The organism is Algoriphagus aestuariicola, assembly GCF_017254835.1.
GTDB lineage: Bacteria > Bacteroidota > Bacteroidia > Cytophagales > Cyclobacteriaceae > Algoriphagus > Algoriphagus aestuariicola.
Genome location: NZ_JAFKCW010000003.1, coordinates 609,533 through 631,965, shown reverse-complemented (window position 1 = coordinate 631,965; position 22,433 = coordinate 609,533). Strand labels below are relative to the sequence as shown.

Below are 22,433 nucleotides of genomic sequence, written 5' to 3'. Positions count from 1 at the left end.
AATAGAAAAATTACGGATCAGGAAGCAAGGGACGTAAGATGGTCGGCTAGCCATAGATCGTCCCACCACAGCTGTCTCTGGAGGCACCGGTGACCGAGGCAAGGCAATTCGTCTCGCCGCGAAGACGCAATACGCCCAAAAAGGCGAAAATGATAGCCTCTTTGAATTCGATGAGCTCGGGATTGGCATCGAACATCTGCCACTTTTTGCCGAGATAGTGTTCCAAGCGCTCGACAAAGAAACCGTTGTACGCTCCTCCTCCAGTGATGAGCACGGACGGTGCTTCATTATTGGTGGAGTTTCTGATCACTGAGGCAATCTGGTAGGCATAATGCTCTACCAAAGTTCTCAGAATGTCTTTTGGAGCCAGATTATACTGATTGATAAGGGGTATAAAATCACCTTCCATCTCCTCCCTTCCTAGCGACTTTGCGGAGCTGACTTGATAAAAGGGCAGCTGGTTCAACGCTTCAAAGAGCGTGAGGTTGACTTCCCCCGAACGGGCAATCTCTCCTCCCGAGTCGAAGGGCTTGCCAAGGTGCATTGCCTCTGCGTTGAGGAGGAGGTTGAAGGGACAGGTGTCAAAGGCGATGCGCCGGCCATCTTGCTCCATAGAGATATTGGCAATTCCGCCCAAGTTGAGGCAAAAATCCACTTGTGGAAAAAGCAGCCGGTCACCTATCGGTACTAGGGGAGCGCCCTGTCCTCCCAGCTGTACATCCAGCATGCGGAAGTCGTTGATGACCTTTTGGCCGCAAGCCTGGTGTAGCGCCCAGCCGTTACCGATCTGCAAACTGAGCCCTTTGGAGGGTTGGTGAAAGACAGTATGTCCGTGGGAAGCAATGGCCAACGGCTTGATCTGGAATTCCCTGCAAAAATCCCGGACTTTCGCTCCCATCCATTTCCCAAAATCCACATCTAGCTGTGACAGTTCCAACCCAGAAAGCGTGTGGGCGCGCAATAGCATCGATCCCAGTTCACTAGGAAAAGCGAAAGTTTTGGCTTGGACGATCTCAAAAGCCCAATCTGATTGATGATCAAAATGGACATAGGCGACATCAAGTCCGTCGCCTGAAGTTCCGGACATCAATCCGATCAAACTGTATTTCTCGGGGCTCATGGGTTAAAGATTGTTAAGTGGGCACTAGTCTCAAAGATAATTTTAGTGGCTTAAAAGTCCATTTTTTAATAATGTCTAATTTGCCGACCTAAATGGGGAATCTGGTCGTAGACATCGGGAATACGAGAATCAAGTCAGCGCTTTTTGAAGGCAGCGAGCTGATTGCTGAGCACAGCTTTGAGGAGCTGGATGCGGCGCTTGCTGTATGGAACTCCCTGCGTTTCACTGATTGCTTGGTCAGTTCGGTTAGGTTCAGCCCGATGGAATTGGCCCAGAAGATTCGTTTTCCATTTCGTTTTCTAGACTCAGATACTCCACTGCCAATCGGTAACGGCTATGCTACTCCCAAGACTCTTGGGCTGGATAGAATCGCTGCCGCGGTGGGAGCTTGGCATATGGCGGATAGAAATCCCGTGCTTGCCGTAGATATGGGAAGTTGTATTACTTTCGAGTTTGTGGATGAAGCGTCTGTCTATCGAGGCGGGGCAATCAGTCCGGGCCTCAAGATGCGCGCGAGTGCCATGAATTCTTTTACCGCAAGACTCCCTTTGGTAGAACTGAAAACAAAACCGGATAGCCTCACGGGGGATTCCACAGTCAGCTGCATGCAGGCGGGAATCTGGTATGGGGTGGAATTTGAATTGGCCGGCCAAATAGAATCCTATCGTCTTAAAATTCCTGAAATAAAGGCCTATATCTGCGGAGGTGATTCTCAATCTTTTGAATCATTGGCAAAAGACCACATATTTGTAGTCCCAAATTTGGTCCTTCATGGACTGAATTGTATTCTAAACCACAATGTCGAGTAAAAACTGGTTGAAATCGATGGGTGTGCTGTGCACCCTTTTATTATTTACGGAGGTCGGAGCACAGACCAGCTCATCCACTTACAGTGCCTTGGGCATCGGAGAGTTCAACTATTCCGGTCTTACCCAAAACCAAGGTATGGGTGGAATGGGCATTAGCTATGGCACCGGCTGGCAGGCCAACAACGTGAACCCTGCCATTACTACCAGGAACACTATATTCAATTTTCAGGCTGCACTGAACTACAAGACCATCAACGTGGACAATGGGACCGAAACGTCCAAAGTAGATGGGGGTGGTCTCTCCTACATCGCTCTTTCCTTCCCGATTAAGGCAGGCAAATTTACCTCCGGAATGGGGCTGGGGCAGATCACCAGCGTCAATTATCGCCTTAGGGTAGAAAGCGAAGTAGCCAACTCGGATTTTAAGGCCAACAATTTTCTACGCGGAGACGGAGGGATTTCGGAGGCTTATATCAACTTCGGATATCTACTGGCGAAAAATCTAAGCATAGGATTTCACGGCTCCTATCTCTTCGGCTCCACCATCCGATCCAATCAGTTGATTGTGACGGATGAGGACGGCATGACCGTGGGAAGCGCCTCGGAATACTATGAGCGCCTGACCGTGTCCGATGTGGGATTCAAAGTTGGTGGGCACTACCAGTTAAAGCTTTCTGAAAAGGGAAATCTGCATTTCGGAGCCATCTATCAGAAATTAGGGAATGTTAGTGGAACTGGATTTGCAAAACTAGCAGCGATTGGTCAAGCTAGCGATCCGGAAACAGACGGAGACCTGATCGCCGATGACGTTAAGGGGAGTATTTATATACCCAATCGATATGGATTCGGCGTGACATATGAGAAAATGAATAAATTTGCCATTGCCCTTGAGGGGCAGTTACAGGACTTTGCCAAGTACCAAAATTTCTTTGGCGAAGAGCTGGATCTGCAAGAAACCAAAAAGGTGGCCTTGGGATTCCAGATAGTACCAGACTATCTCAACTTTGACAATTTGCTCCTGAGAGGGACCTATCGATTTGGGATAGAATGGATGCAAACCCCTTATTACCTGAACCAAACCAATATCGATGATATCGGTTTTACACTGGGTGCATCCATTCCTGTGAATCAGTTGTCTCTGGTCAATATGGCTTTTAAAGCTGGTAGAAGAGGAACCTTGGACAATGGTCTTATCAGAGAAAACTATATTAATTTTACGCTTGGCTTCTCTCTGAATGACAACAGCTGGTTCTACAAAAGAGTATTTGAATAACAAAATTTAAGAATTGCGAGCCCATCGAGGCCCAAATCTTGCAATGGCAAAACTGGATCAAACCAAATAAACTGAAATAAAACCTTACTGAATATGAAAATCAAATCAACACTTCTGGGATTGGGGGCGATGCTTCTGGCCGGCTTGGTTCAGGCGCAGGATGGCTGGAATTGGCCTGCGGACGCTGCCCAAGAAGCAAAAGCTAGAGAGCTCAATGCCGCCTATGTGGACTACATGAAGTCTGAACAGTTTGTGGAAGCCACCAAGCCGCTCAATTGGCTATTGGTAAACACACCTGAGCTGAATGAGTCCATTTACATCAATGGAGTCACCGTGTACAAAGGAGCCGCAGACAAGACGGCCGATGAGGCCAAGAAAGCGGTCTATCAGGACAGCGTGATGTCTATTTATGAAAAAAGAGGATCACTGTATAACAACGAGGCGAAGTGGATCGAAAATAAAGCCTATTTCGGATATCTGTTTTTCAAATCCGACAAAGACAAGATCCCTGGCGTAATTGAGGATTTTGAGAAAGCTTTCGAGCTGAATGGCAATGTTAGCCTTCCCACGTTGGTCGGTGCATATTTCGACCTAATATATCGTAACAACGCCTATAATCAAGCCTATACCGGAGAACAGGTTTTGGCAAAATATGAGATGGCAAACGGCCTTTTGAACAAAGCAGAGGCAGAGGGCAAGGACGTTTCAAGCCCTAGAAGTACATTGGAGCAGATTTTGGTCAACATGGAACTGATTGATTGCGACTTCATCGAAAATACCATGGGGCCAAAACTGGCTGCAGATCCGACCAATATTGACGTTGCCAATCAAATCTTCAAGTATTCTGTACAGTACAAGTGCTACTCTTCCAATTCCTTCTTGGCTGCTTTGGAACTGATTGATTCCAATAACCCCACTTTTGCGACCTCTCAGGTAAGGGCAATGAGATACATGTCTGGCGGAGATTTTGAGAAGGCGCAGCCGGTACTGGAGAAGGCTTTGACCCTTGCGGAAAATGATAAGCAAAAAGGCGAAATCCACATGGAACTGGCTAAGGTTCATACTAAAGCCGGAAGAAAAAGCCAAGCAAGGAATTCCGCTAAGGAGGCAGCTGGTCTAAATCCGGAATTGACCGCCTCTGCTTACAGCTTGATTGGAGATTTGTATATGTCTTCGTTCAACGAGTGTAAAGGTGGTGAGAGCCGGGCGAAAGACCATTCCGTCTACATTGCCGCCTACGGCGCATACCAGAAAGCCGGTGATTCCAAAGGTATGGGAGAAGCGAGAGCGAGATTCCCATCTAAGGAGGAGCTTTTCACAGAAGGTCTTCAAGCTGGAGCGTCCATGAGCACCGGTTGCTGGATCGGAGAGACTGTGACTTTGGCGACAAGAGATTGATTTTCCCCCGAATTGTAAAAAGGCAGTCCACAAGGCTGCCTTTTTTCGTTGGATTGATTTGAGACTATTCACTTATCTTTGGCCCCAATGAAGAATCGATTCTTGCTTCTATTGATCGTTTTGGGTTCTTTTTCCTTTTCCTGCCGGGAAAGTGTGGATCCGGATGCGCTCAGAGTCTATGATGGCCCTGTCAATTCGGCGACCAATATCTTTCTGATTCACAGTGATTCGGCTATCGTCCGTACAGAGATTCGTGCTGCGAAGCAGCTGGAGTTCCTAAACGGCGACCAGGAGTTTCCAGAGGGTATCGATATCAAGTTCTACACGAAGAATGGTGAGTTGGAGACGACTCTGGTGGCAGACCGGGGGTATTTTATCAAAAATGAAAACCTCTACCGAGGCGAAGGTGATGTGCAGATCAAGAACCTCATCAAAGACCAAAGCCTAAAATCTGAGGAAATCTTTTGGGACAAGGCGAAAAAGAAAATCTATACCGAAAAGTTTGTGACTATTCAAGATAAGGGAACGGTGTTTAGCGGAAACGGATTGGAGTCTGACGACAGCTTTTCGAACTATAGGCTGAAATCAGCAAAGGGGAAGACGGAGCTACCCGGCGAAGGAATATGAAACTAGGAGACGTGTTGATTCTTTCCTTGGCCTTGGCCATGGTCATCATCGGGATTCACCAAAGCCTTGTGGCCGGAATAGGCGCTTCCTATCCGATCTTTATGTTTGCTGTAGGCTTGTTGTTTTGGTTTCAACTCAGGCGAAACAAGGCAAAGGCAAAGGAGGAAGCGGAAGCTCTCAAAGTCCCTAAAAAGAAAAAGAAAAACTGAGCATGGAGACTGGCTATTTGATTTATGTCATCATTACCCTGGTTTTTTCCGCCTTTTTCTCGGGCATGGAGATCGCCTACATATCCGCAAACAAGCTGCAGATCGAGCTACAAAACAAACAGGGGCTTTTGAGCGGTAGCATTCTGAGCAAGTTTGTCCAGAAGCCTGGCCAGTTCATCGGGACTACCCTGATCGGCAATACGATCATGCTGGTGCTCTACGGCACTTTTATGGCGTTTTTGCTTGACCAACCCCTGAGGAATCTTCTGCCGGAGCCGATCAACAATGAAGCGGTGATATTGGTGAGCCAGACCGTCCTGTCTACGATCATCGTCCTGATCACCGGAGAATTCCTTCCCAAGAGCTTTTTCATGCTGAATCCCAACAGTATGCTGACATTTTTTGCCTTGCCATTTTCGGCGATCTACTATTTGATGTATCCGGTGGTGTGGCTGATCGTCGGGCTTTCGAGGCTTTTTATCACCAAAGTTCTCCGTTTGGAATACAATGAGGAGAAGCCAGCATTTACCATCACGGATCTCAATTCCTTCATCAAGGAGCACTTCCGGCAGGCGAATTCAAGCAACAAAAAGATGGAGATTGATTCGAAGATCTTTGACAATGCGATAGAATTTAAGACAGTCCGGATCAGGGAATGCATGATTCCGCGTACGGATATCGTGGCGGTGGAGGTTGATGATACCATCGAGGATCTGAAAAGCGTCTTTGAAGAAAGCGGCCATTCCAAGATCATCGTGTATCGGGAGACCATTGACGAGGTGATTGGCTATTGTCATCAGCTGGAGCTTTTTCGCAAGCCGAAAACGATTGGGGAAATTTTGACTCCCATCATCATCGCTCCGGAATCGGCTCTAGCCAACGAGCTTTTGATCCAGTTTATCCAAGAGAGAAAAAGTCTCGCTTTGGTAGTGGATGAGTTTGGGGGCACGAGTGGGATTGTTTCGATGGAGGATATCATCGAGGAAATCTTCGGGGAGATCGACGACGAATACGACCAAGACGATCTCATGGAGCAGAAGGTGGATGGGGACGAGTACCTGCTCAGCGCCCGACATGAAATCGATTATCTCAACGATAAATATGGATGGGATCTGCCCTACGGAGATTTTGAAACTCTCTCCGGATTGATCTTGTCACTGACCGAGAATCTGCCAAGCAAAGGAGATAACGTCACTTTTGGAAAATATACCTTTACCGTAGTGAGCAAACAGGCGCACCGAATTGAGACTGTCCGACTGAAAATCAGCGAATCAGGGAATTTTTAACACAGACTTTGTTCTGGGGGAAATTTTGAATTTCGCCCCCAATGCTATTATTTTGCGACACTTCTAAAAAAGCGTAGTAACAATAATGGCGTTAATTAAGCAAATAAGACAGCGGACAGGTCTCGCAATCGGTGTAATCGCCGGCGGGTTGATTTTGTTTCTTCTCGGTGGGGACCTTTTGAGTCCAAATTCTTCCCTTCTCAATTCCAACCAAAACATTGTTGGTGAGATCGCAGGCGAGGAAATCACGCTTGAAGAATATTCCCTCAAGGTCGAGGAATTCAAATCCATGTTTCAACAGAGGACTGGACGTGTTCCCTCCGAATCTGAAATGGTCTCCGTGAGAGAGCAGGCTTGGCAGGCAATGATCGTCGAGCAGGTATTCGACGAAGAATACGAAAAGCTCGGACTCACCGTATCCAATGCGGAGCTTGTGGATATGGTTCAGGGCAAAAACATCGTCCCTGAGCTAAGGGCTCAGTTGGTCAATCCCCAGACCGGACAGTTTGATAAAAATCAGTTGATTTCTTTCCTCCAAACTTTGGAGACTGCCGACCCAGCGCAGCAGGCTGCTTGGGCGCAGCAGGAGAAGTTGTTTGCACAGTCTCGACTGAGAATCAAATACGACAACCTTCTCGCAACATCCGAATATGCCACTACGGCTGAAGCGAAGCTGGAACACAAAGCGGCAAATACCATCGCCGATGCATCAGTTCTTTTCATTCCCTACTACGTGATCCCTGACGGCGACGTCAAGATTGAGGAGAGCGAGCTGACTGCTTACCTGAACAAAAACCAGGAAAAATTCAAAGTGGGAAACACCGCGAATCTGGAATATGTATCATTCAGCATTTTGCCAAGTGGACAGGATTCTTCAACGGTGATCGAAAGGATCAACGGATTGACTGAAGAGTTGAGAAGCGCTGACAACGACTCGGTTTTGGTAAGCCAAAACTCCGATCTTCAAAATCCATTCGTTACCTACCGACCTGGCGACCAATTGCCAACTAGCCTTACCAGCAACGCAGGTGAGATAGTAGAAGGACAGACCTATGGCCCTTACGTGACCGCAAACTCTACCTATGTCACTTATAAAGTGTCTGATCAGTATGAAGGCACACCGAGGATGAGAGCTTCCCACATCCTATTCAGCACCGAAGGGATGGACGAAACAGGCAAGGCTGCAGTGAAGGCTCAGGCCGAAACTGTTCTTTCAGACCTCAAGGCCAATGGAAACTTTGCTTTGGCAGCAAGACAATACGGACAGGATGGTACCGCGCAGAATGGCGGTGACTTGGGCTGGTTTGCCAAAGAAGACTTTGTCGAGCCTTTTGCCAATGCTGTTTATGCTGCCAAATCCACCGGCTTATTGCCTGGATTGGTTGAGACAGAGTACGGATACCATATCATCGATGTGACTGAGCTTCCCAAGTCTACCTACACCAAGCTTGCGACCTTGGAGTTGGAGTTGGTCGCTTCTGACGCTACCAGAAATGAGGCATTCAGAAATGCGGATTCCTTCGCAGCAGAAAGCGGAAACAGGAACGAGTTTACTGAGAACGCCACAGAAAATGGTTACAGAGTGTTGCAGGCAAACAATGTCGATGCGACTTCAAGAAATCTAAACAATCTTCAGAATGCCCGTCAAGTGATCATTTGGGCGTTTAGCGAGGCTTCACCTGGAGAGGTGTCAGAAGTGTATGAGCTTGACAATTCCTATGTGGTGGCAAGTTTGGTAAGCAAAAAAGAAGAAGGCGAAGCGAAGCTGGAAGACGTGAGAGAGCAAGTGGAGCAGCAAGTACGAAATGACAAAAAAGCGGCTATGATTGCTGAGAAGCTAGCTGGCAAGACTACTTTGGAAGAGATGAAAGCGGTATTCACTGACGCTGCGATCAATGAAATTCCGGACCTGAAGTTGAATTCTTCAGTGATCGCAGGAATTGGCTTTGCTCCGAAAGCGATCGGGTCCATCTTTGGACTGCAAAGCTCTGGGCAGATCACCAAGCCTGTGCAGGAAGACATTGGAGTGGTCGTAGGCAGATTGAACAACCTCACTCCGGCTGCTGAGATTGGCGACTACACCTCGTACCAAGCCCAGTTGACCATGGCTGGAGCCCAGCGAATGACCTACACGATCATGATGGCGCTTCAGGATCTTGCTGATGTGAAGGATTTCAGATATAAATATTATTAATCGGAAAAGCCACCGACTTAAAGGAACCCATGTCATAAGGCATGGGTTTTTTTGGTTTAAACTCTGAAGAGAAAGGAGTAAGTTTACCTAATGGAAAAGAAGTTTGACAAAGCTGCGTTTAAAGAAAAGCTGGAGGCCGTTGGGCAGTTTCCAATGCTATACATGTTCAAGTTCATTGTACCCATGGGACGCGAGAATGAAGTGGGAGTTCTTTTCCCGAAGAATGAGATGGTTCTCAAGCCCAGTTCGGGAGGCAAATATGTGAGTACTACCATCCAGGCTATGATGGACAGCGCAGACCAGATTATCGAAATTTATGAGAAGGCAGCCCAGATCGAAGGTGTCATTTCATTTTAACCCCAAGAAGCTATGTGGAAAGAAGAAAATAATCGACTGAAGAGGACTTTTGAGTTTTCCGATTTTCAGGAGGCCTTTGCATTTATGACCCGGGTGGCGTTTTTGGCTGAGAAGCAAAACCACCATCCCAACTGGTCAAATGTGTACAATACCGTGGAGATCGAGCTTTCCACCCATGATGCCGGTGATGTGGTCACAGACAAGGACCATAGGCTAGCCAAAGCGATTGACAAGCTTTTGAAATGATCCAAAAGCCAGTCAGCCTTTTTTTGGTTCCTACCCCTATCGGCAATCTCAAAGACATTACCTTGCGGTCCGTCGAGGTGCTGAAGAGTGTGGATGTCATCCTTGCGGAAGATACCCGCACAAGCGGCACCTTGCTCAAGCATCTGGAGATCACCCGCCCTCTGCAGAGCTATCATATTTTCAACGAGCACAAAGCAGCAGAAAAGCTGGTGGAGCGCATGAAAAAGGGCGAAGTCTTTGCCTTGGTCAGCGATGCGGGAACTCCGGCTATCTCGGATCCCGGCTTTTTGCTTGTGAGGGAGGTGATAGCGGCAGGTCTGGAGGTGCAGTGTCTCCCAGGGCCCACGGCATTTGTTCCCGCGCTGGTCAACAGCGGCCTCCCTAATGATCGCTTTGTGTTTGAGGGTTTTTTGCCGCATAAAAAGGGACGGAAAACCCGGATCGATGCACTGGAGGAAGAGAGCCGCACGATCATCTTCTACGAATCACCCCATAGACTCACCAAAACCCTGGAGCAGTTGTCGGAAAGTTTCGGCGCTGACCGGCAAGCATGTGTCTCCCGTGAGTTGACGAAGTTGCACGAGGAAAACGTGCGCGGCACACTAGCCGAGCTGATCGCCTACTACGAAACCAATCCGCTGAAAGGCGAAATCGTTTTGGTGGTGGCGGGCAAGCCAGAGAAGCGAGAGACCCGTGAGGAGAGGCAAGCAACAAAAAGGGAAAAATGGAACACCGATGACTAGGTTCCATCCGCCAGACTAGCTCTAATTTCCGAATATATATTCCATACTTTTTCTATAATTGCCAATTAACCCTTACCTAATTCATGCTTTCCAACGAACAACTCAATTCACTCTTAGAGCAAACTCAGCAGGTCGCCAAAAAAGTCGGTGCGTTTATCCGTAAGGAGAGGCAGCATTTCGATGTCCGAAAGATCGAACACAAAGGATTCAACGATTTGGTCTCCTATGTGGACAAGGAAGCCGAGATTCAAATCGTAGACCGCCTTTCCAAGGTCTTTCCGGAAGCCGGCTTTATCACCGAGGAAGGGACCAATTCGACGAAGGCCGAGGTGTACAACTGGGTCATAGATCCCTTGGACGGGACTACCAATTTTGTTCATGGAATTCCCGTTTTCGCAGTCAGCATAGCTCTGATGGAGCGGGAAGAGCTTATTTTGGGCGTAGTTTATGAGGTCAATCGCCACGAATGCTTTTATGCGATGAAGGGTGGCGGAGCGTTTTGCAATGATACCAAAATCACCGTAAGCGCGGCTCCCGACCTGTCGGCTTCCCTGATTTCTACCGGCTTCCCCTATTACAACTTTGAGCTGATCGACCGCTATCTTAACTCGATGAAGTCGCTGATGCAGAAAACCCACGGCCTGAGAAGGATGGGGTCCGCGGCTGTGGATCTGTGCTATGTCGCATCTGGGAGGACTGAGGGTTTTTTTGAATACAACCTAAACTCTTATGATGTGGCCGCCGGTGCACTCATCGTGCGGGAAGCTGGAGGGACCGTTACCGATTTTGAGGGGGGAAATGACTTTGTCTTTGGCAGGAGGATCGTCGCAAGCAACGGCCAAATTCATGGAGAATTTCTGGCGGTGCTGGACGAATTTTGGCGCTGATCAGCCCAGCAGGTAGTACCACACTACCAAGCTCCCCGCGGAGATCGGCATCCCCAAGCCGGAGAGCAGCGAAGCCAGCTTTGGTTGGAGTCCAAATTGCATCGCCACGATGGAGCCGGTAATCATCGGAGCCATGCCGCTTTCCAGCACGGTCACTTTCAGATCCAGTGAGTCTGTGGGGAGCCAGTTTCGATAGATCATCCATACCAAGGCTGGAGCGAGGATCAGACGGTAGGCCAGTCCATACCAAAAAAATCTCGAAGCCAGCGAGTCCATGTCGACCGAAAACTTCAATCCTATAGCTAGCAATGCCATGGGCGGCATGGTCTTTCCGACTAGCTGCAATACGGGAATGAGAAATTCTGGAGTTTTGAGCTGAAATAAGCTCATGATCAGCGAGCCTACCAAAAAACCAAATGGGGGGAATTTGAGGATCTTCATCGGCACTTTGCTGAGGCTTTCACTGTGGTTGCCGTAAAGCGAGCCTACCAAAATGGAAAGTGAAGAGACGATCAGAAACGACCCTCCCTGGTCGATCAACAAAGCCGTGGGCAGGCCTTCTTTTCCATAGAGACCCTCAATCACGGGAAATCCAAGGAAAGACGTATTCGCCAATCCCGAGACAATGATAAGGCAGCCGGTGGTGTTTTTTCCCCAGTTGAATTTTTTGCCGAGCAATCCGAAAATCAGCCAGGATAAGAGAAAGGTCAACCAGGCTGAGGAAATCGGGATCAGCAGTCCCCAAGTGGGCTTGATCTCGGGAATATAGAGAAGAGCCAAGGCTGGCAGGACGATTTTGATCAGGTAGGCTTGTACCCAGGTGCTCAGTTTTTCGACGGGGAAGCCGGGAATTTTCTGAAAGATGAGGCCCAAAAAAAGACAGCACGTGGCGATGATTGCTCCTGTCATTCCCGAATATGTTAAAACTTGTTTTCAGTTAACATAAAAATAATTCCTCCTCCTTGTATGGCTTTGAATATCAGGATACTTTTGTGCCGAACCAAGGCTTTTACCATGACGAAACTTATACCGATTTTTATTGAGGGCAAAAAATGGATACAGATTTCACAACTCTCCACGGACCAAGTCCGCTCCCTCAAGTCCTGCCTGCCGGTTTTGCATCTGAAGAAAATCTTTTTCCAAGGGATAGAGCTCAATGACTGTCTGGATTTTGACACCTACGAATATTGGTTCAGAAGCCAGCAAATTCCAAGTCAGGGAGAAGCCTTGCTGGATTTTTAATCCAGGCCAAAACTTTTTCTTTTTTCCGCAAAATACTCCGCCAACTCTGGGTAAAAAAGGCTTTCGGCTTCTGGAATGCCGTCAAGCACCAGCTCGATGTTTCCCTCAAAGGTGTCTTGGTTGACCTGCATCCCTTCGATCAGATAGACCATGTCTTCAAAAACCAGCGGTTCCCAGCTGCTGGACGGATAGAGTAGGTATTCGTTTCCGTAGAAGTCCACGGCTTCAAACTGGATTTTCCCACCAAACTGATGCGCATAAACACTGATCTGCTCCCCCCAAGTACTTTCGGGATAGTGAAGGCGCACCACTAGCGCAGAAGTAGTCTCCCCGACAAAGTAGGTCTCCGGCTGGAACTTGAAATCAGGCATAGGCCAAAGTTAGCAAGTGAGAAGCGCGAATGATGGCAGAGGCCATGATTTTTGGAGAGACTTCCAAAATCTGATGTACCTTGCCGCAGTTAGGTTGCTTCTAGGCAAGGGGCGAGATTGCCAATCTGCAGCCGCTTTTCTGTTTGGCCTAAACTGCCTGCCAACTTTAACATTATACTCCATTTCCTGTCCTTTTTCACATTGGAAAATAAGGACTTTAAGGCTATTTTTGGGCTCGTTTTCAAAACGACCGGAATTTTGCCGGGAATATTTCTTTGCTTTCAAACCCCTGATCATGAAAAGAGATTCGCTTGTTTTCGACCTTATCGCCAAGGAAGAAGACAGACAAAAAAGAGGCATCGAGCTGATCGCTTCGGAAAACTTCACTAGCAAACAAGTGATGGAGGCTGCTGGCAGCGTCCTGACCAACAAATATGCAGAAGGTCTTCCCGGCAAGCGCTACTATGGTGGCTGCGAAGTGGTAGACGAAATCGAGCAAATCGCCATCGATCGTGCCAAGGAACTTTTTGGAGCAACTTGGGCAAATGTTCAGCCGCACTCCGGAGCACAAGCCAACGCTGCCGTCATGTTAGCTTGCCTGAAAGCAGGCGATCCAATTCTTGGATTTGATCTTTCACACGGCGGGCACCTGACCCACGGTTCTCCGGTAAACTTTTCAGGTAAACTGTACCAGCCGCATTTCTACGGTGTGGAAGAAGAAACAGGCATGATCGACTATGACAAGGTCGAAGAGAAGGCCTTGGAAGTGAAGCCTAAGATGATCATCTGCGGGGCTTCTGCTTATTCCCGAGACTGGGATTACGAAAGACTGAGAGAAATCGCAGACGAAGTTGGAGCGATTTTGTTGGCTGATATTTCCCACCCATCCGGCCTCATCGCTAGAGGACTGTTGAACGATCCGCTGGAGCATTGCCACATTGTGACCACTACCACTCACAAGACCCTGAGAGGTCCTAGAGGCGGCTTGATCGTCATGAGGGAAGATTTTGACAACCCTTGGGGGCTTACTACTCCAAAAGGAGAAGTCAGAAAAATGTCTTCCCTTCTGGATATGGGTGTGTTTCCAGGTACCCAAGGAGGTCCATTGGAGCATATCATCGCTGCCAAAGCAGTAGCCTTTGAAGAAGCTCTCTCGGACGAATACATGGAATATGTGCTGCAGGTAAAAAAGAATGCATCCGTAATGGCGGAAGAGTTCGTAAGTCTTGGATACCAGATTATTTCTGGAGGTACTGACAATCACCTGATGCTGATAGATCTTCGAAACAAAGACTTGACTGGAAAGCTTGCCGAGGAAACACTCGGAAAAGTGGACATTACAATCAACAAAAACATGGTGCCATTCGATACCAAGTCACCTTTTGTGACGTCTGGGATGCGAGTGGGTACCGCAGCGGTGACTACCCGTGGACTGAAAGAGGACGACATGAAAAAAATCGTCACCCTGATCAACCGCGCACTGACCAACCATTCCGACGATGCTGAGCTTGCCAAGATCAAGTCAGAGGTCAATGCTTGGATGGTTCAATTTCCATTGTACTAATTATTGATTTCCCAAAGTGGCTCTAGACCAACATCAAGACGAGGAAGAAGAAGGCATGTCGTTTTTGGATCATTTGGAGGCGCTGCGCTTTCATTTGCTTCGATCCATCGCCGCAATTCTGGTCCTTTCCGTCATCGCCTTTCTGGCTAAAAGCATCGTGTTCGGCGAGATCATTCTCGGCCCTTCCAAGGTGGATTTCTTCACGTACCGGATGCTGTGCAAGCTGGGTAACCTGATGGGCATTTCCGCACTTTGTATCGACGAACTTCCCTTCACGATCCAGAGTAGGCAGATGACCGGTCAGTTTACCATGCATATGACCTCCAGCATCGTGGTAGGCTTTATTGCTGCTTTTCCCTACGTCTTTTGGGAGGTATGGAGATTTATCAGCCCTGGCCTCTATGACAAGGAGAAGAATGCCGCCCGCGGAGCTGTGGCTTTCGTGAGTTTACTATTCTTGTTGGGTGCGGCTTTTGGCTACTATGTCCTTTCTCCACTTTCCATCAACTTTCTGGCAAACTACCAGCTGGATCCCTCGATTCTCAACGAGTTTGATATTACCTCCTACGTCACTACGCTGACTATGCTGGTATTGGCTTCGGCGATTATGTTCCAGCTGCCGGTGGTAGTGTACTTCCTGTCCATGTCGGGCTTGGTGACGTCCAAGATGCTGAAAGACTACAGAAGGCACTCCGTGGTCGTGATCTTGGTCCTCTCTGCTATTATCACTCCGCCAGATGTGATCAGCCAGCTTTTGATTGCAATGCCTATCTTAGTGCTGTATGAAGTAGGAATCGGCATTGCTAAGCGACTAGAGAAGAAGCGTGCGGTAAAGCGGGCCGAGGAAGAAAAAGAAGATCAACGCAGGGCAGAATTTGAAGACTAAGATTATGGCAAAGAAAATCGCAATTGGAGGAGATCATGCTGGCTTTGAATACAAGGGGCAATTGATCGAGAAGCTGACTAGCCTTGGCTATGAGGTAAAGGACTTTGGTCCTTTTTCCACCGCATCGGTCGACTATCCTGATTATGTCCATCCCCTATGCAGCGCCATCGAATCCGGTGAGTATGAGCAGGGAATCGTGATCTGCGGCAGTGGCAACGGCGTGGCCATCACCGCCAACAAGCACCAGGGTATCCGTGCAGCCCTGTGCTGGAACTTAGACCTGGCAGCACTGGCTCGCCAGCACAACAACTCCAACGTCATTGCACTTCCAGCCCGCTTCGTCTCCTATGAAGCTGCTGAGCGAATGACGGAGATCTTCCTGACCACTGATTTTGAGGGGGGAAGACACCAGAATCGGGTGAATAAAATAGCCTGTAGTTAATCAAAGCTTTTATTGGCCTCGGAATTCCGGGGCTTTTTTTTGCCATTTGCTTCGCTGAAATATTCGAAATCCCTAGCCCATTAAGGGTGAATTGGGGTAAATTAAAGTAGATCCTATGCATAACTTCATGCAAAGGCAAAACTGTCCTAAAGTTCGCAGGGGATTTTGGGAGTAAATTGACCCAACAAAAATTTCGACTGATGAATCAAAGCAATTCGAGAAGAACATTCCTAAAACAAGGCGGATTGGTAGCCTTGGGTTTTATGGGACTGTACCAGTTTGTGCAGCCAGTAGCGCAAGCGGGAAATTTGAGGCTAGGCAGGGGTTACGGGGACTTACTTCCCGATCCCGAAGGAATCCTCAATCTCCCCAGAGGATTTAGCTATAAAATCATTTCCAGATCCGGTCAGCCGATGAAGGACGGATTTCTCGTTCCCGGCAACCCAGACGGCATGGGTACTTTCGCCGGAAAGAACGGCCGGGTGATCATTGTCCGAAACCATGAACTCAGTGCAGACAGTTTCGACAAAGGACCATTCGGAGAGGGAAACCAGCTTTTCGAAAAAGTGGCAAAACGGGCTTTCTACGATCAAGGCAAGGGGACTTTACCTAGCTTGGGAGGCACGACGACTTTGGTTTACAATCCGGCTACTGGAGAAGTCGAAAACGAATTTCTCAGTCTAGGCGGAACACTTCGAAATTGTGCCGGGGGCATTACGCCATGGGGCAGCTGGCTGACGTGTGAAGAAACTACCCTGAACGCAGGTGATCTGGAAGGTCAGCTTGAGCAGGATCACGGGTACGTTTTCGAAGTTCCTGCCTCTGAGGTAGCCAAGCTAGTGGAGGCTAAGCCAATCAAAGAGATGGGGAGGTTTAACCATGAAGCAGTGGCCGTTGATCCCAAGACCAGCATCGTCTACCTCACCGAGGATAGAGGAGATGGGCTTTTTTACAGATTTATTCCTACAGTCCCTGGAAAGCTGCACAAAGGAGGCAAGCTCCAAGCTTTGGCGATCAAAGGACAGAAGAGTAGGGATACCCGAAACTGGAAAGACCTGACTGGACCGAAATTCCCGATCAACGAAGGTTTGGAGGTAGAATGGGTCGATTTGGATGAGATCGATGCTCCCAAAGACGATCTGAGGCATCGGGGTTTTGAAAGTGGGGCGGCAGTTTTTGCCAGGGGTGAGGGAATATGGTTTGGGGAAGGGGAACTCTACTTCGCCTGTACCAACGGAGGAGAAATCTCAGCAGGACAGATCTTCAAGTACATACCTGGGGCGAAGGAAGGCAAAAAAGACGAAGCGACCTCGCCTGGCAAGCTGGAGCTTTTCGCAGAGCCCAATGACCGTGAGATTCTGAAGAGCTGTGACAATCTTGCCATTGCTCCTTGGGGCGACCTCTTGCTCTGCGAAGACGACAAACATCCTTTCGTAGTTGGCATCAGCCCGGATGGGGAATACTACAAGCTAGCAGAAAATGTGGGCTTCCCCAGTGAATTTGCAGGAGGTGTATTCTCGCCAGACGGGAGTACCTATTTTGTAAACATTCAGGGGGCTGGACTCACCTTGGCCATTATGGGACCTTGGGCGCAAAAGGCCTAAGTAATCCCACTGGAAGCGCAAAAAAATTCTACACAAGGGGATATGCTGCAGCTTATCCCTTTGCTGTCGGACTGAGCACCGACGATTGCAATTCGCCTACAGGCTTAGCAAGGCAGATTGTTGATTTCGTGCTGCGATATTGAGTAGGGGATATGAGTTCCTCTTCATAAGGATAGCTGCTCTCACAACTCTTTCCGGTGAATTTGATCTGTTGTTGTTTCCGCCAAGGGATTTTTCCTGACTTATATCAGGGTTTTAGCGCATATATAGCTGGAAATTATGGCTTAAATCTTAGCACCCTAGCCAAAATCCCATGTCGCTTTACCCAGACTCTAATCCTCCATCTCCTGGCTCCAACCAAGTTATCCACTATGCCATGCAGCTTTTGGCTTTGGCAATTTTGCTGGTTTGGTGTTTTTATATTCTCGAACCCTTCTTGATTCCGATGATTTGGGCAGCCGTATTTGCCTCGACTTTTTTTCCCATCCATGAAAAGCTCACTGAAAAATACGGGTGGAAAAACGGTCTTTCGGCAACCTTTATCACGCTTGCTGCTCTGTTGATCCTGATCGTGCCCGCAGTATTTTTTATGATCGCTGGGGCCGGGGAACTCAAAGAGCTCTTTCAGAATATCCGGGATCACGAGCTGGAAATCCCCAATCCCAATGAGAAAGTAAAAGAGTGGCCGATCGTCGGCGAGAGACTTTACGATTTTTGGGCGAACGCCTCGACCAATCTTACCTTGACGATTCAGGAGCATCAGGATCAACTGAAGCCGATCTTGCTTAAGCTCGTCGCATTGCTGAGGAATACGGCAACGGGGATTTTGCTGCTCATGATCTCGATCATCATCAGCGGAGTGATGTTGGCATACGAGCGCGAGGAAAGTGATTTTGCCAGAAAGTTGTTTGGAAAGCTAGGTGGTAAGCAAGGAGAAGAGCTGGCAGGAGTAGCGAAGCAAACCGTGCAAAATGTGGTAAAGGGCATACTTGGGGTGGCTGCTATCCAAACAACCCTCGTAGGTATCGGACTGATTCTAGCTGGGATTCCATTTGCTGGTCTTTGGATCATTCTTTCGTTGATCTTGGCTATCGTGCAGATCGGTATCCTGCCCATATCCATCGGAGTGATCATCTATATCTGGAGCACCGCCGGAGGCACCACCGCCGTGATATTGACGATCTGGATGATTCTCGTGGGCTTGCTAGACAACGTACTAAAGCCGATTTTTTTGGGAAAAGGCGCCTCAGTGCCTATGTTAGTGGTCTTCTTGGGGGCGATTGGAGGCTTTTTACATGCTGGATTTATCGGACTTTTCACTGGGGCCATAGTCTTGACAGTCGGCTATAAGTTTGGTGTGGCCTGGATAAATTCAACGAAATAGGGAAAGCAATTGGCATGTATCCCTGAGATACCCAAATCCCCGGAGGGTGGTTCTAAAAAGTAAATTCTTTCTTCTCGTTCGGAGGGGAAATGAAAATACCAGGATCAAAGGACCTGGCTTATCAGCTTAATTCGCCTCTTCCCGATGTTTGGAATGGGACTTGATTTCCTTGAGCTCTTTTTTCATTTCCTCAATAGCCTCTTTGACAGAGGACTTCCCTTCACTGATGGACTGTCGGATCTCTTCTTTACTCAGGCCTTCCTTTTCAAGATCACGGATTAGTTTTTTGATTTCCCTGTCGAGTTTTTTGTCATTGATCTTTTCCCCATTGATCACAAGGTCATCACTTGTCGTGATCTCGATCTTGATGCCATCAGATTTCTTGGAGGTCTCAATGGTACAGCTTTTCAGAAAGATTGGCACCAATAGCGCAAGTACTGGAATAAGGGCTTTTTTCATAGCAGGGATTCTTAGCAAATGGGAAAATTATAACCTTGATCGGATATCATTGCGCTTTTTTCTGATTTAGAGGCTTGCACTGCCCTTGGACACCTGATCCGCTAGAATGATCGCATTATAGAGGTTGGCGATCTTTCCAGTCTTCGAGATTTCCGAAAGTGACTTTTCTTCTCCCTCTTCGCCCCCTACGTTTACCTTGATTTGGGGCGCGATACCAGACTGCATGATGATCTGTTTTACTTGGACAGCTGTCAACTCAGGATAATAGGATCGGATCAAGGCAGCCATTCCCGCCACGGCCGGGGCTGCCATGGAAGTGCCTCCCTGAAATTCATAAGAGTCATCTGGCATCGTCGAATAAATCTCATCGCCTGGTGCGAAGATGTCCACATTTTCCTTCCCATAGTTGGAAAACGACGCGATAAGGCCATTGTCGAAGCTAGAGGTGAGTGCCCCCACCGTGATCAAGTTGTCTACGAATTCAGGCGTATTTTGAAGCTTGTTGTCATTCGGAAAGTTTTTGTTTTCGGTGTCATCCAGATTTAACCCATCATTTCCAGCCGCCTGCACGAAAAGTACATCCTTGGAAGCCGCATATTCCAGGGCCTCATAGACCCATTCCGCATTTGGGGAGAATGCTTTTCCAAAGCTGGCATTGATTACTTTTGCCCCGTTGTCCACAGCATATCGGATAGCCAGCGCCACGTCTTTGTCGTATTCGTCTCCATCGGGTACAGTACGAACGCTCATAATGGACACGTTTTTGGCCACTCCATCTATGCCTTTCTTGTTCCCTCGTGTAGCGGCTATGATGCCTGCCACATGTGTGCCATGGCTTTCTTCCTTGTCCCGGATGTTGGGATTTCCGTTCCCGTAGTTTTGGTCATCAAAGTTGTAGGGATCGTCTCCTACGGGAGTACGCCCGTTGAAGTCGACGTTCAGATGATACTCCAGCTGGCCTTTGTAATAGGTGATGCCATCATTGAGGTCTTTGAGCGCTGTGGGCACATCCTGTCCCATCCCTATCACTTGTTTCAACAGGCCTACTTGCTGCTCCTGTTGGGGACTTTTAGGCTGAAATTTCTCCAAGTCGGCGAGAGAGTAATACTCCTTTCCTAGTTCTTTTTGGATGTTTCGATGTGCCATGCCCACAAATTGCTCGATTTGTTCAAGCTGTGGAAGTGCTTCCTTGGCCTCGGGGAGCTCAGCGTCCAGGGCTTCTTTTGCTGCGGCCTGCAAGGCTTCATCTCCGAGTTTTAATCGAATGATCCTTGTCATCTCCATCTGCTCATGGTAGGATTCTCCGAGGAAATTATAGCCGTGTACGTCATCGATGTAGCCGTTGCCGTCGTTGTCGATGCCATCTCCAGGGGTTTCGCCCTTGTTTACCCACAGGATATCTCTGATATCTTCATGGTCTAGGTCAATTCCCGAGTCCACTACGGCGACCACTATCGGCTTACCTTTCCTTTTTTTGAGGAGTTCTTCGTAGGTACGGTCCACACTCATGCCCGGAACGGTATCATTGACCAGATCCAGATGACTCCAGTGCTTGGTTTGCGAATCTGACAATTCTAATACTCTCGGGGAACTGCCAGTATAAGAAATCGGAGGTGCGGTAATCACAGCAGTGGAGCTGCAACCCATGACCAGCAGCCCAACACTCAGGCCCGCCAGTGAGTTATAGAGGGATTTATTCATAAGTCAAAAGTAACGATCAATCCAAAATAAGGGGATAAAAAGCGGTGTTAAAAATGGTGAAGACTAGACGTCTACGGCAGAAACAAGATTTTCGTTCCTAGCCTTTTTGCTGTCTTGGGAAATCAGCTCAAGCTCTAATAGCTTAAGAACGGTGTGAGGCCAAGGAAAATGAGAAACTATTTCAACCTAAAAACCCCCGGTTCCGACTCTGAGTAAAGGTTTTTAAGGGCGGGTAGTTCTTGCAGTAAGTTCTTAAAAACGCCCTCGGGATCGACCACTACCTGGGGTTTTTGGGTATGGAGGTTTTGATAGATTTTGGCCTTTTGTTCCAGCGTTTTTTCTGACTCTAGGTAGGTTTTGCTCAGGTTGAAGTTGAGGAAAGGACCTCCGAGCGGGTTATCGAGATAGGGAGAAGAGTCCTTCGACATCACCATCACCGTTTCGTTGGGATTGAGTGTAATTGGCAAAACCCCGTCGATAAAGTAAGGTGATTTCGACTCTGCCTGATCTTGCCAATACCACCACCCTGCAGCAGGAAGACCGAACAGGAGAATCAAAAAAGCGGTTTTGCCAACTAGTCCCTTTCCGGTATTTAGAAAAAACTGGGTGATCAGGTAGGTCAGACCCGGAATAAAGATCAGTAGCTGGAAAGTCGCCTGCCTTTTGATGAGCACGAATTCGAAAAGAGAGAACAGCAGCCATACCAGAATCAATTGCCTCTGCTTCTGCTGATTGATGGTGGAACCTCTCAGCACCGCACTGTAGAAATAACCCACTAAAGCAAGGATCAAAGGAAAGGCTCCCAACAGTGACCAGACAAACAAGGACTGGTAGTTGTACTTTTCGTATGCAAATATCAGGGGCCAAATCTCCAGTGTCTCGGTCAGGCCATTGTTCCAAAAGTAAAAAATCAACACCAACAGGATAGGCAGGAAAAATCCAACTAGGGACAGAATCAACTGCCGGAACGAAAATCCGCTAATCGCAATCCCGGCAAAGATCATGTAGGGCAAGAAAATGCCGAAGTTTAGGTGAAATCCGGTCGCAATACCTCCGTAAATCCCGATCAATAAGGTGGATTCACTGGTTTCCTTTTGGAGCATAGTCTGGGAAAAAAGCTGGCCCAGTGCCAATACCAAAAACGTACTTCCCAACAGGGCCGGGGATAAGCCGACCATGTCAAAAGAAAGGTGAAATAGCGCCGCCATGATGATTGCCGGCAGATAGGTGTTTTCTTCGAAGACGCGGTATCGGATCAAGACAGAGTTCCAGTAAACAATCTGCGAAAACACCAGAATTCGTCCGATGATCTCGTAGGCCATTTCGCTCCTGCCAAAAACTGCGTGGACGAACGTGAAAAAGCCAGCGGACAAGGGGCCCGTATCATCGATCACGTCCTGATAAAGGAAGTATCCTTCACTCAAGCGTTCGCCCAAAACCATCCAAACCAGTCTGGGTTCTGTGAGAGGAAAGGAGAATACTCCCAGCAACAAGATCGCGAGCAGAATCAGGTAAATTGCTATCCCAAGGAGTCGAAAGGGATCGTTTACTTTGAAAAAACTTAACAAGGCGAGGGAAGGATTGGGTTGGATTGGCTCGAAATTAAAGCATGCCCAAGTATTTCGCTAAAT

General features: G+C 48.1%; 23 protein-coding genes. 17 read left to right on the top strand and 6 right to left on the bottom strand.

All coding sequences use genetic code 11. The features are described 5' to 3' along the window. Positions 1-46: 46 nt before the first annotated feature. Entirely contained in the window at positions 47-1,120 is a 1,074-nt protein-coding gene (locus tag J0A67_RS15425; RefSeq protein WP_206570262.1) for an anhydro-N-acetylmuramic acid kinase, read from the bottom strand. A gap of 92 nt (positions 1,121-1,212) precedes the next feature. Here J0A67_RS15425 and J0A67_RS15420 point away from each other — a divergent pair, with 92 nt between their 5' ends. From J0A67_RS15420 to J0A67_RS15370, 11 genes are all read left to right on the top strand, one after another. Continuing rightward, positions 1,213-1,929 carry a type III pantothenate kinase gene (locus J0A67_RS15420; protein ID WP_206570261.1) on the top strand — a complete coding sequence of 239 codons (717 nt, stop codon included), beginning with the start codon at positions 1,213-1,215 and terminating at the stop codon, positions 1,927-1,929. After that, positions 1,919-3,202 carry a BamG family beta-barrel-assembly machinery protein gene (gene bamG / locus J0A67_RS15415; RefSeq protein ID WP_206570260.1) on the top strand — a complete coding sequence of 428 codons (1,284 nt, stop codon included), beginning with the start codon at positions 1,919-1,921 and terminating at the stop codon, positions 3,200-3,202. Before J0A67_RS15420 ends, bamG begins: the two co-directional genes overlap by 11 nt. 93 nt (positions 3,203-3,295) lie before the next feature. Continuing rightward, the gene (locus tag J0A67_RS15410) at positions 3,296-4,600 is read left to right on the top strand and encodes a tetratricopeptide repeat protein (RefSeq protein ID WP_206570259.1); all 1,305 of its coding nucleotides are present in this window, start codon (positions 3,296-3,298) and stop codon (positions 4,598-4,600) included. A gap of 87 nt (positions 4,601-4,687) precedes the next feature. Continuing rightward, positions 4,688-5,227, top strand: coding sequence for an LPS export ABC transporter periplasmic protein LptC (lptC, locus tag J0A67_RS15405; protein ID WP_206570258.1), 540 nt, complete (start codon positions 4,688-4,690; stop codon positions 5,225-5,227). Then, positions 5,224-5,436, top strand: a complete 213-nt coding sequence (locus tag J0A67_RS15400) for a hypothetical protein (protein WP_206570257.1) — start codon at positions 5,224-5,226, stop codon at positions 5,434-5,436. Before lptC ends, J0A67_RS15400 begins: the two co-directional genes overlap by 4 nt. A gap of 2 nt (positions 5,437-5,438) precedes the next feature. Then, entirely contained in the window at positions 5,439-6,722 is a 1,284-nt protein-coding gene (locus tag J0A67_RS15395; protein ID WP_206570256.1) for a hemolysin family protein, read from the top strand. Positions 6,723-6,807: 85 nt separating this feature from the next. Beyond that, positions 6,808-8,916, top strand: a complete 2,109-nt coding sequence (locus J0A67_RS15390) for a peptidylprolyl isomerase (RefSeq protein WP_206570255.1) — start codon at positions 6,808-6,810, stop codon at positions 8,914-8,916. A 90-nt stretch (positions 8,917-9,006) separates the two neighbouring features. After that, positions 9,007-9,273 (top strand): DUF493 family protein, encoded by a 267-nt coding sequence (locus J0A67_RS15385; RefSeq protein ID WP_206570254.1) that lies wholly within the window; start codon positions 9,007-9,009, stop codon positions 9,271-9,273. A gap of 12 nt (positions 9,274-9,285) precedes the next feature. Next, positions 9,286-9,519, top strand: a complete 234-nt coding sequence (locus tag J0A67_RS15380) for a 4a-hydroxytetrahydrobiopterin dehydratase (RefSeq protein WP_206570253.1) — start codon at positions 9,286-9,288, stop codon at positions 9,517-9,519. Continuing rightward, positions 9,516-10,262, top strand: a complete 747-nt coding sequence (gene rsmI / locus J0A67_RS15375; protein ID WP_206570252.1) for a 16S rRNA (cytidine(1402)-2'-O)-methyltransferase — start codon at positions 9,516-9,518, stop codon at positions 10,260-10,262. Before J0A67_RS15380 ends, rsmI begins: the two co-directional genes overlap by 4 nt. Before the next feature lie 83 nt (positions 10,263-10,345). Further along, entirely contained in the window at positions 10,346-11,149 is an 804-nt protein-coding gene (locus tag J0A67_RS15370; protein WP_206570251.1) for an inositol monophosphatase family protein, read from the top strand. On the opposite strand, the gene J0A67_RS15365 is transcribed toward J0A67_RS15370, so the two are convergent. Further along, on the bottom strand, positions 11,150-12,058 hold the full coding sequence (locus tag J0A67_RS15365) for an AEC family transporter (protein ID WP_206570250.1): 909 nt from the start codon (positions 12,056-12,058) through the stop codon (positions 11,150-11,152). A gap of 105 nt (positions 12,059-12,163) precedes the next feature. Between J0A67_RS15365 and J0A67_RS15360 the strand changes: the two genes are divergently transcribed. Then, positions 12,164-12,391, top strand: a complete 228-nt coding sequence (locus tag J0A67_RS15360) for a hypothetical protein (RefSeq protein WP_206570249.1) — start codon at positions 12,164-12,166, stop codon at positions 12,389-12,391. Here the strand turns inward: J0A67_RS15360 and J0A67_RS15355 are convergent. Further along, a complete protein-coding gene (locus tag J0A67_RS15355; protein ID WP_206570248.1) occupies positions 12,388-12,762 on the bottom strand; it encodes a UDP-glucuronosyltransferase in 375 nt (124 codons plus the stop codon). The genes J0A67_RS15360 and J0A67_RS15355 overlap by 4 nt on opposite strands. 295 nt (positions 12,763-13,057) lie before the next feature. On the opposite strand from J0A67_RS15355, the gene glyA reads away from it, so the two are divergent. From glyA to J0A67_RS15330, 5 genes are all read left to right on the top strand, one after another. Next, positions 13,058-14,326 carry a serine hydroxymethyltransferase gene (gene glyA, locus J0A67_RS15350; RefSeq protein ID WP_206570247.1) on the top strand — a complete coding sequence of 423 codons (1,269 nt, stop codon included), beginning with the start codon at positions 13,058-13,060 and terminating at the stop codon, positions 14,324-14,326. Positions 14,327-14,342: 16 nt separating this feature from the next. After that, a complete protein-coding gene (tatC, locus tag J0A67_RS15345; RefSeq protein ID WP_206570246.1) occupies positions 14,343-15,212 on the top strand; it encodes a twin-arginine translocase subunit TatC in 870 nt (289 codons plus the stop codon). Between the two features lie 4 nt (positions 15,213-15,216). Continuing rightward, complete coding sequence (rpiB, locus tag J0A67_RS15340; protein WP_206570245.1) at positions 15,217-15,654, top strand: ribose 5-phosphate isomerase B; 438 nt, start codon at positions 15,217-15,219, stop codon at positions 15,652-15,654. A gap of 200 nt (positions 15,655-15,854) precedes the next feature. After that, positions 15,855-17,258 (top strand): alkaline phosphatase PhoX, encoded by a 1,404-nt coding sequence (locus J0A67_RS15335; protein ID WP_206570244.1) that lies wholly within the window; start codon positions 15,855-15,857, stop codon positions 17,256-17,258. Positions 17,259-17,571: 313 nt separating this feature from the next. After that, the gene (locus J0A67_RS15330; RefSeq protein ID WP_206570243.1) at positions 17,572-18,642 is read left to right on the top strand and encodes an AI-2E family transporter; all 1,071 of its coding nucleotides are present in this window, start codon (positions 17,572-17,574) and stop codon (positions 18,640-18,642) included. A gap of 126 nt (positions 18,643-18,768) precedes the next feature. Here J0A67_RS15330 and J0A67_RS15325 read toward each other — a convergent pair whose 3' ends face one another. From J0A67_RS15325 to J0A67_RS15315, 3 genes are all read right to left on the bottom strand, one after another. Beyond that, positions 18,769-19,101 carry a hypothetical protein gene (locus tag J0A67_RS15325; protein WP_206570242.1) on the bottom strand — a complete coding sequence of 111 codons (333 nt, stop codon included), beginning with the start codon at positions 19,099-19,101 and terminating at the stop codon, positions 18,769-18,771. A 66-nt stretch (positions 19,102-19,167) separates the two neighbouring features. Then, positions 19,168-20,802 carry a S8 family peptidase gene (locus J0A67_RS15320; RefSeq protein WP_206570241.1) on the bottom strand — a complete coding sequence of 545 codons (1,635 nt, stop codon included), beginning with the start codon at positions 20,800-20,802 and terminating at the stop codon, positions 19,168-19,170. A gap of 176 nt (positions 20,803-20,978) precedes the next feature. Next, the gene (locus tag J0A67_RS15315) at positions 20,979-22,370 is read right to left on the bottom strand and encodes a hypothetical protein (RefSeq protein ID WP_206570240.1); all 1,392 of its coding nucleotides are present in this window, start codon (positions 22,368-22,370) and stop codon (positions 20,979-20,981) included. Between the last annotated feature and the right edge of the window lie 63 nt (positions 22,371-22,433).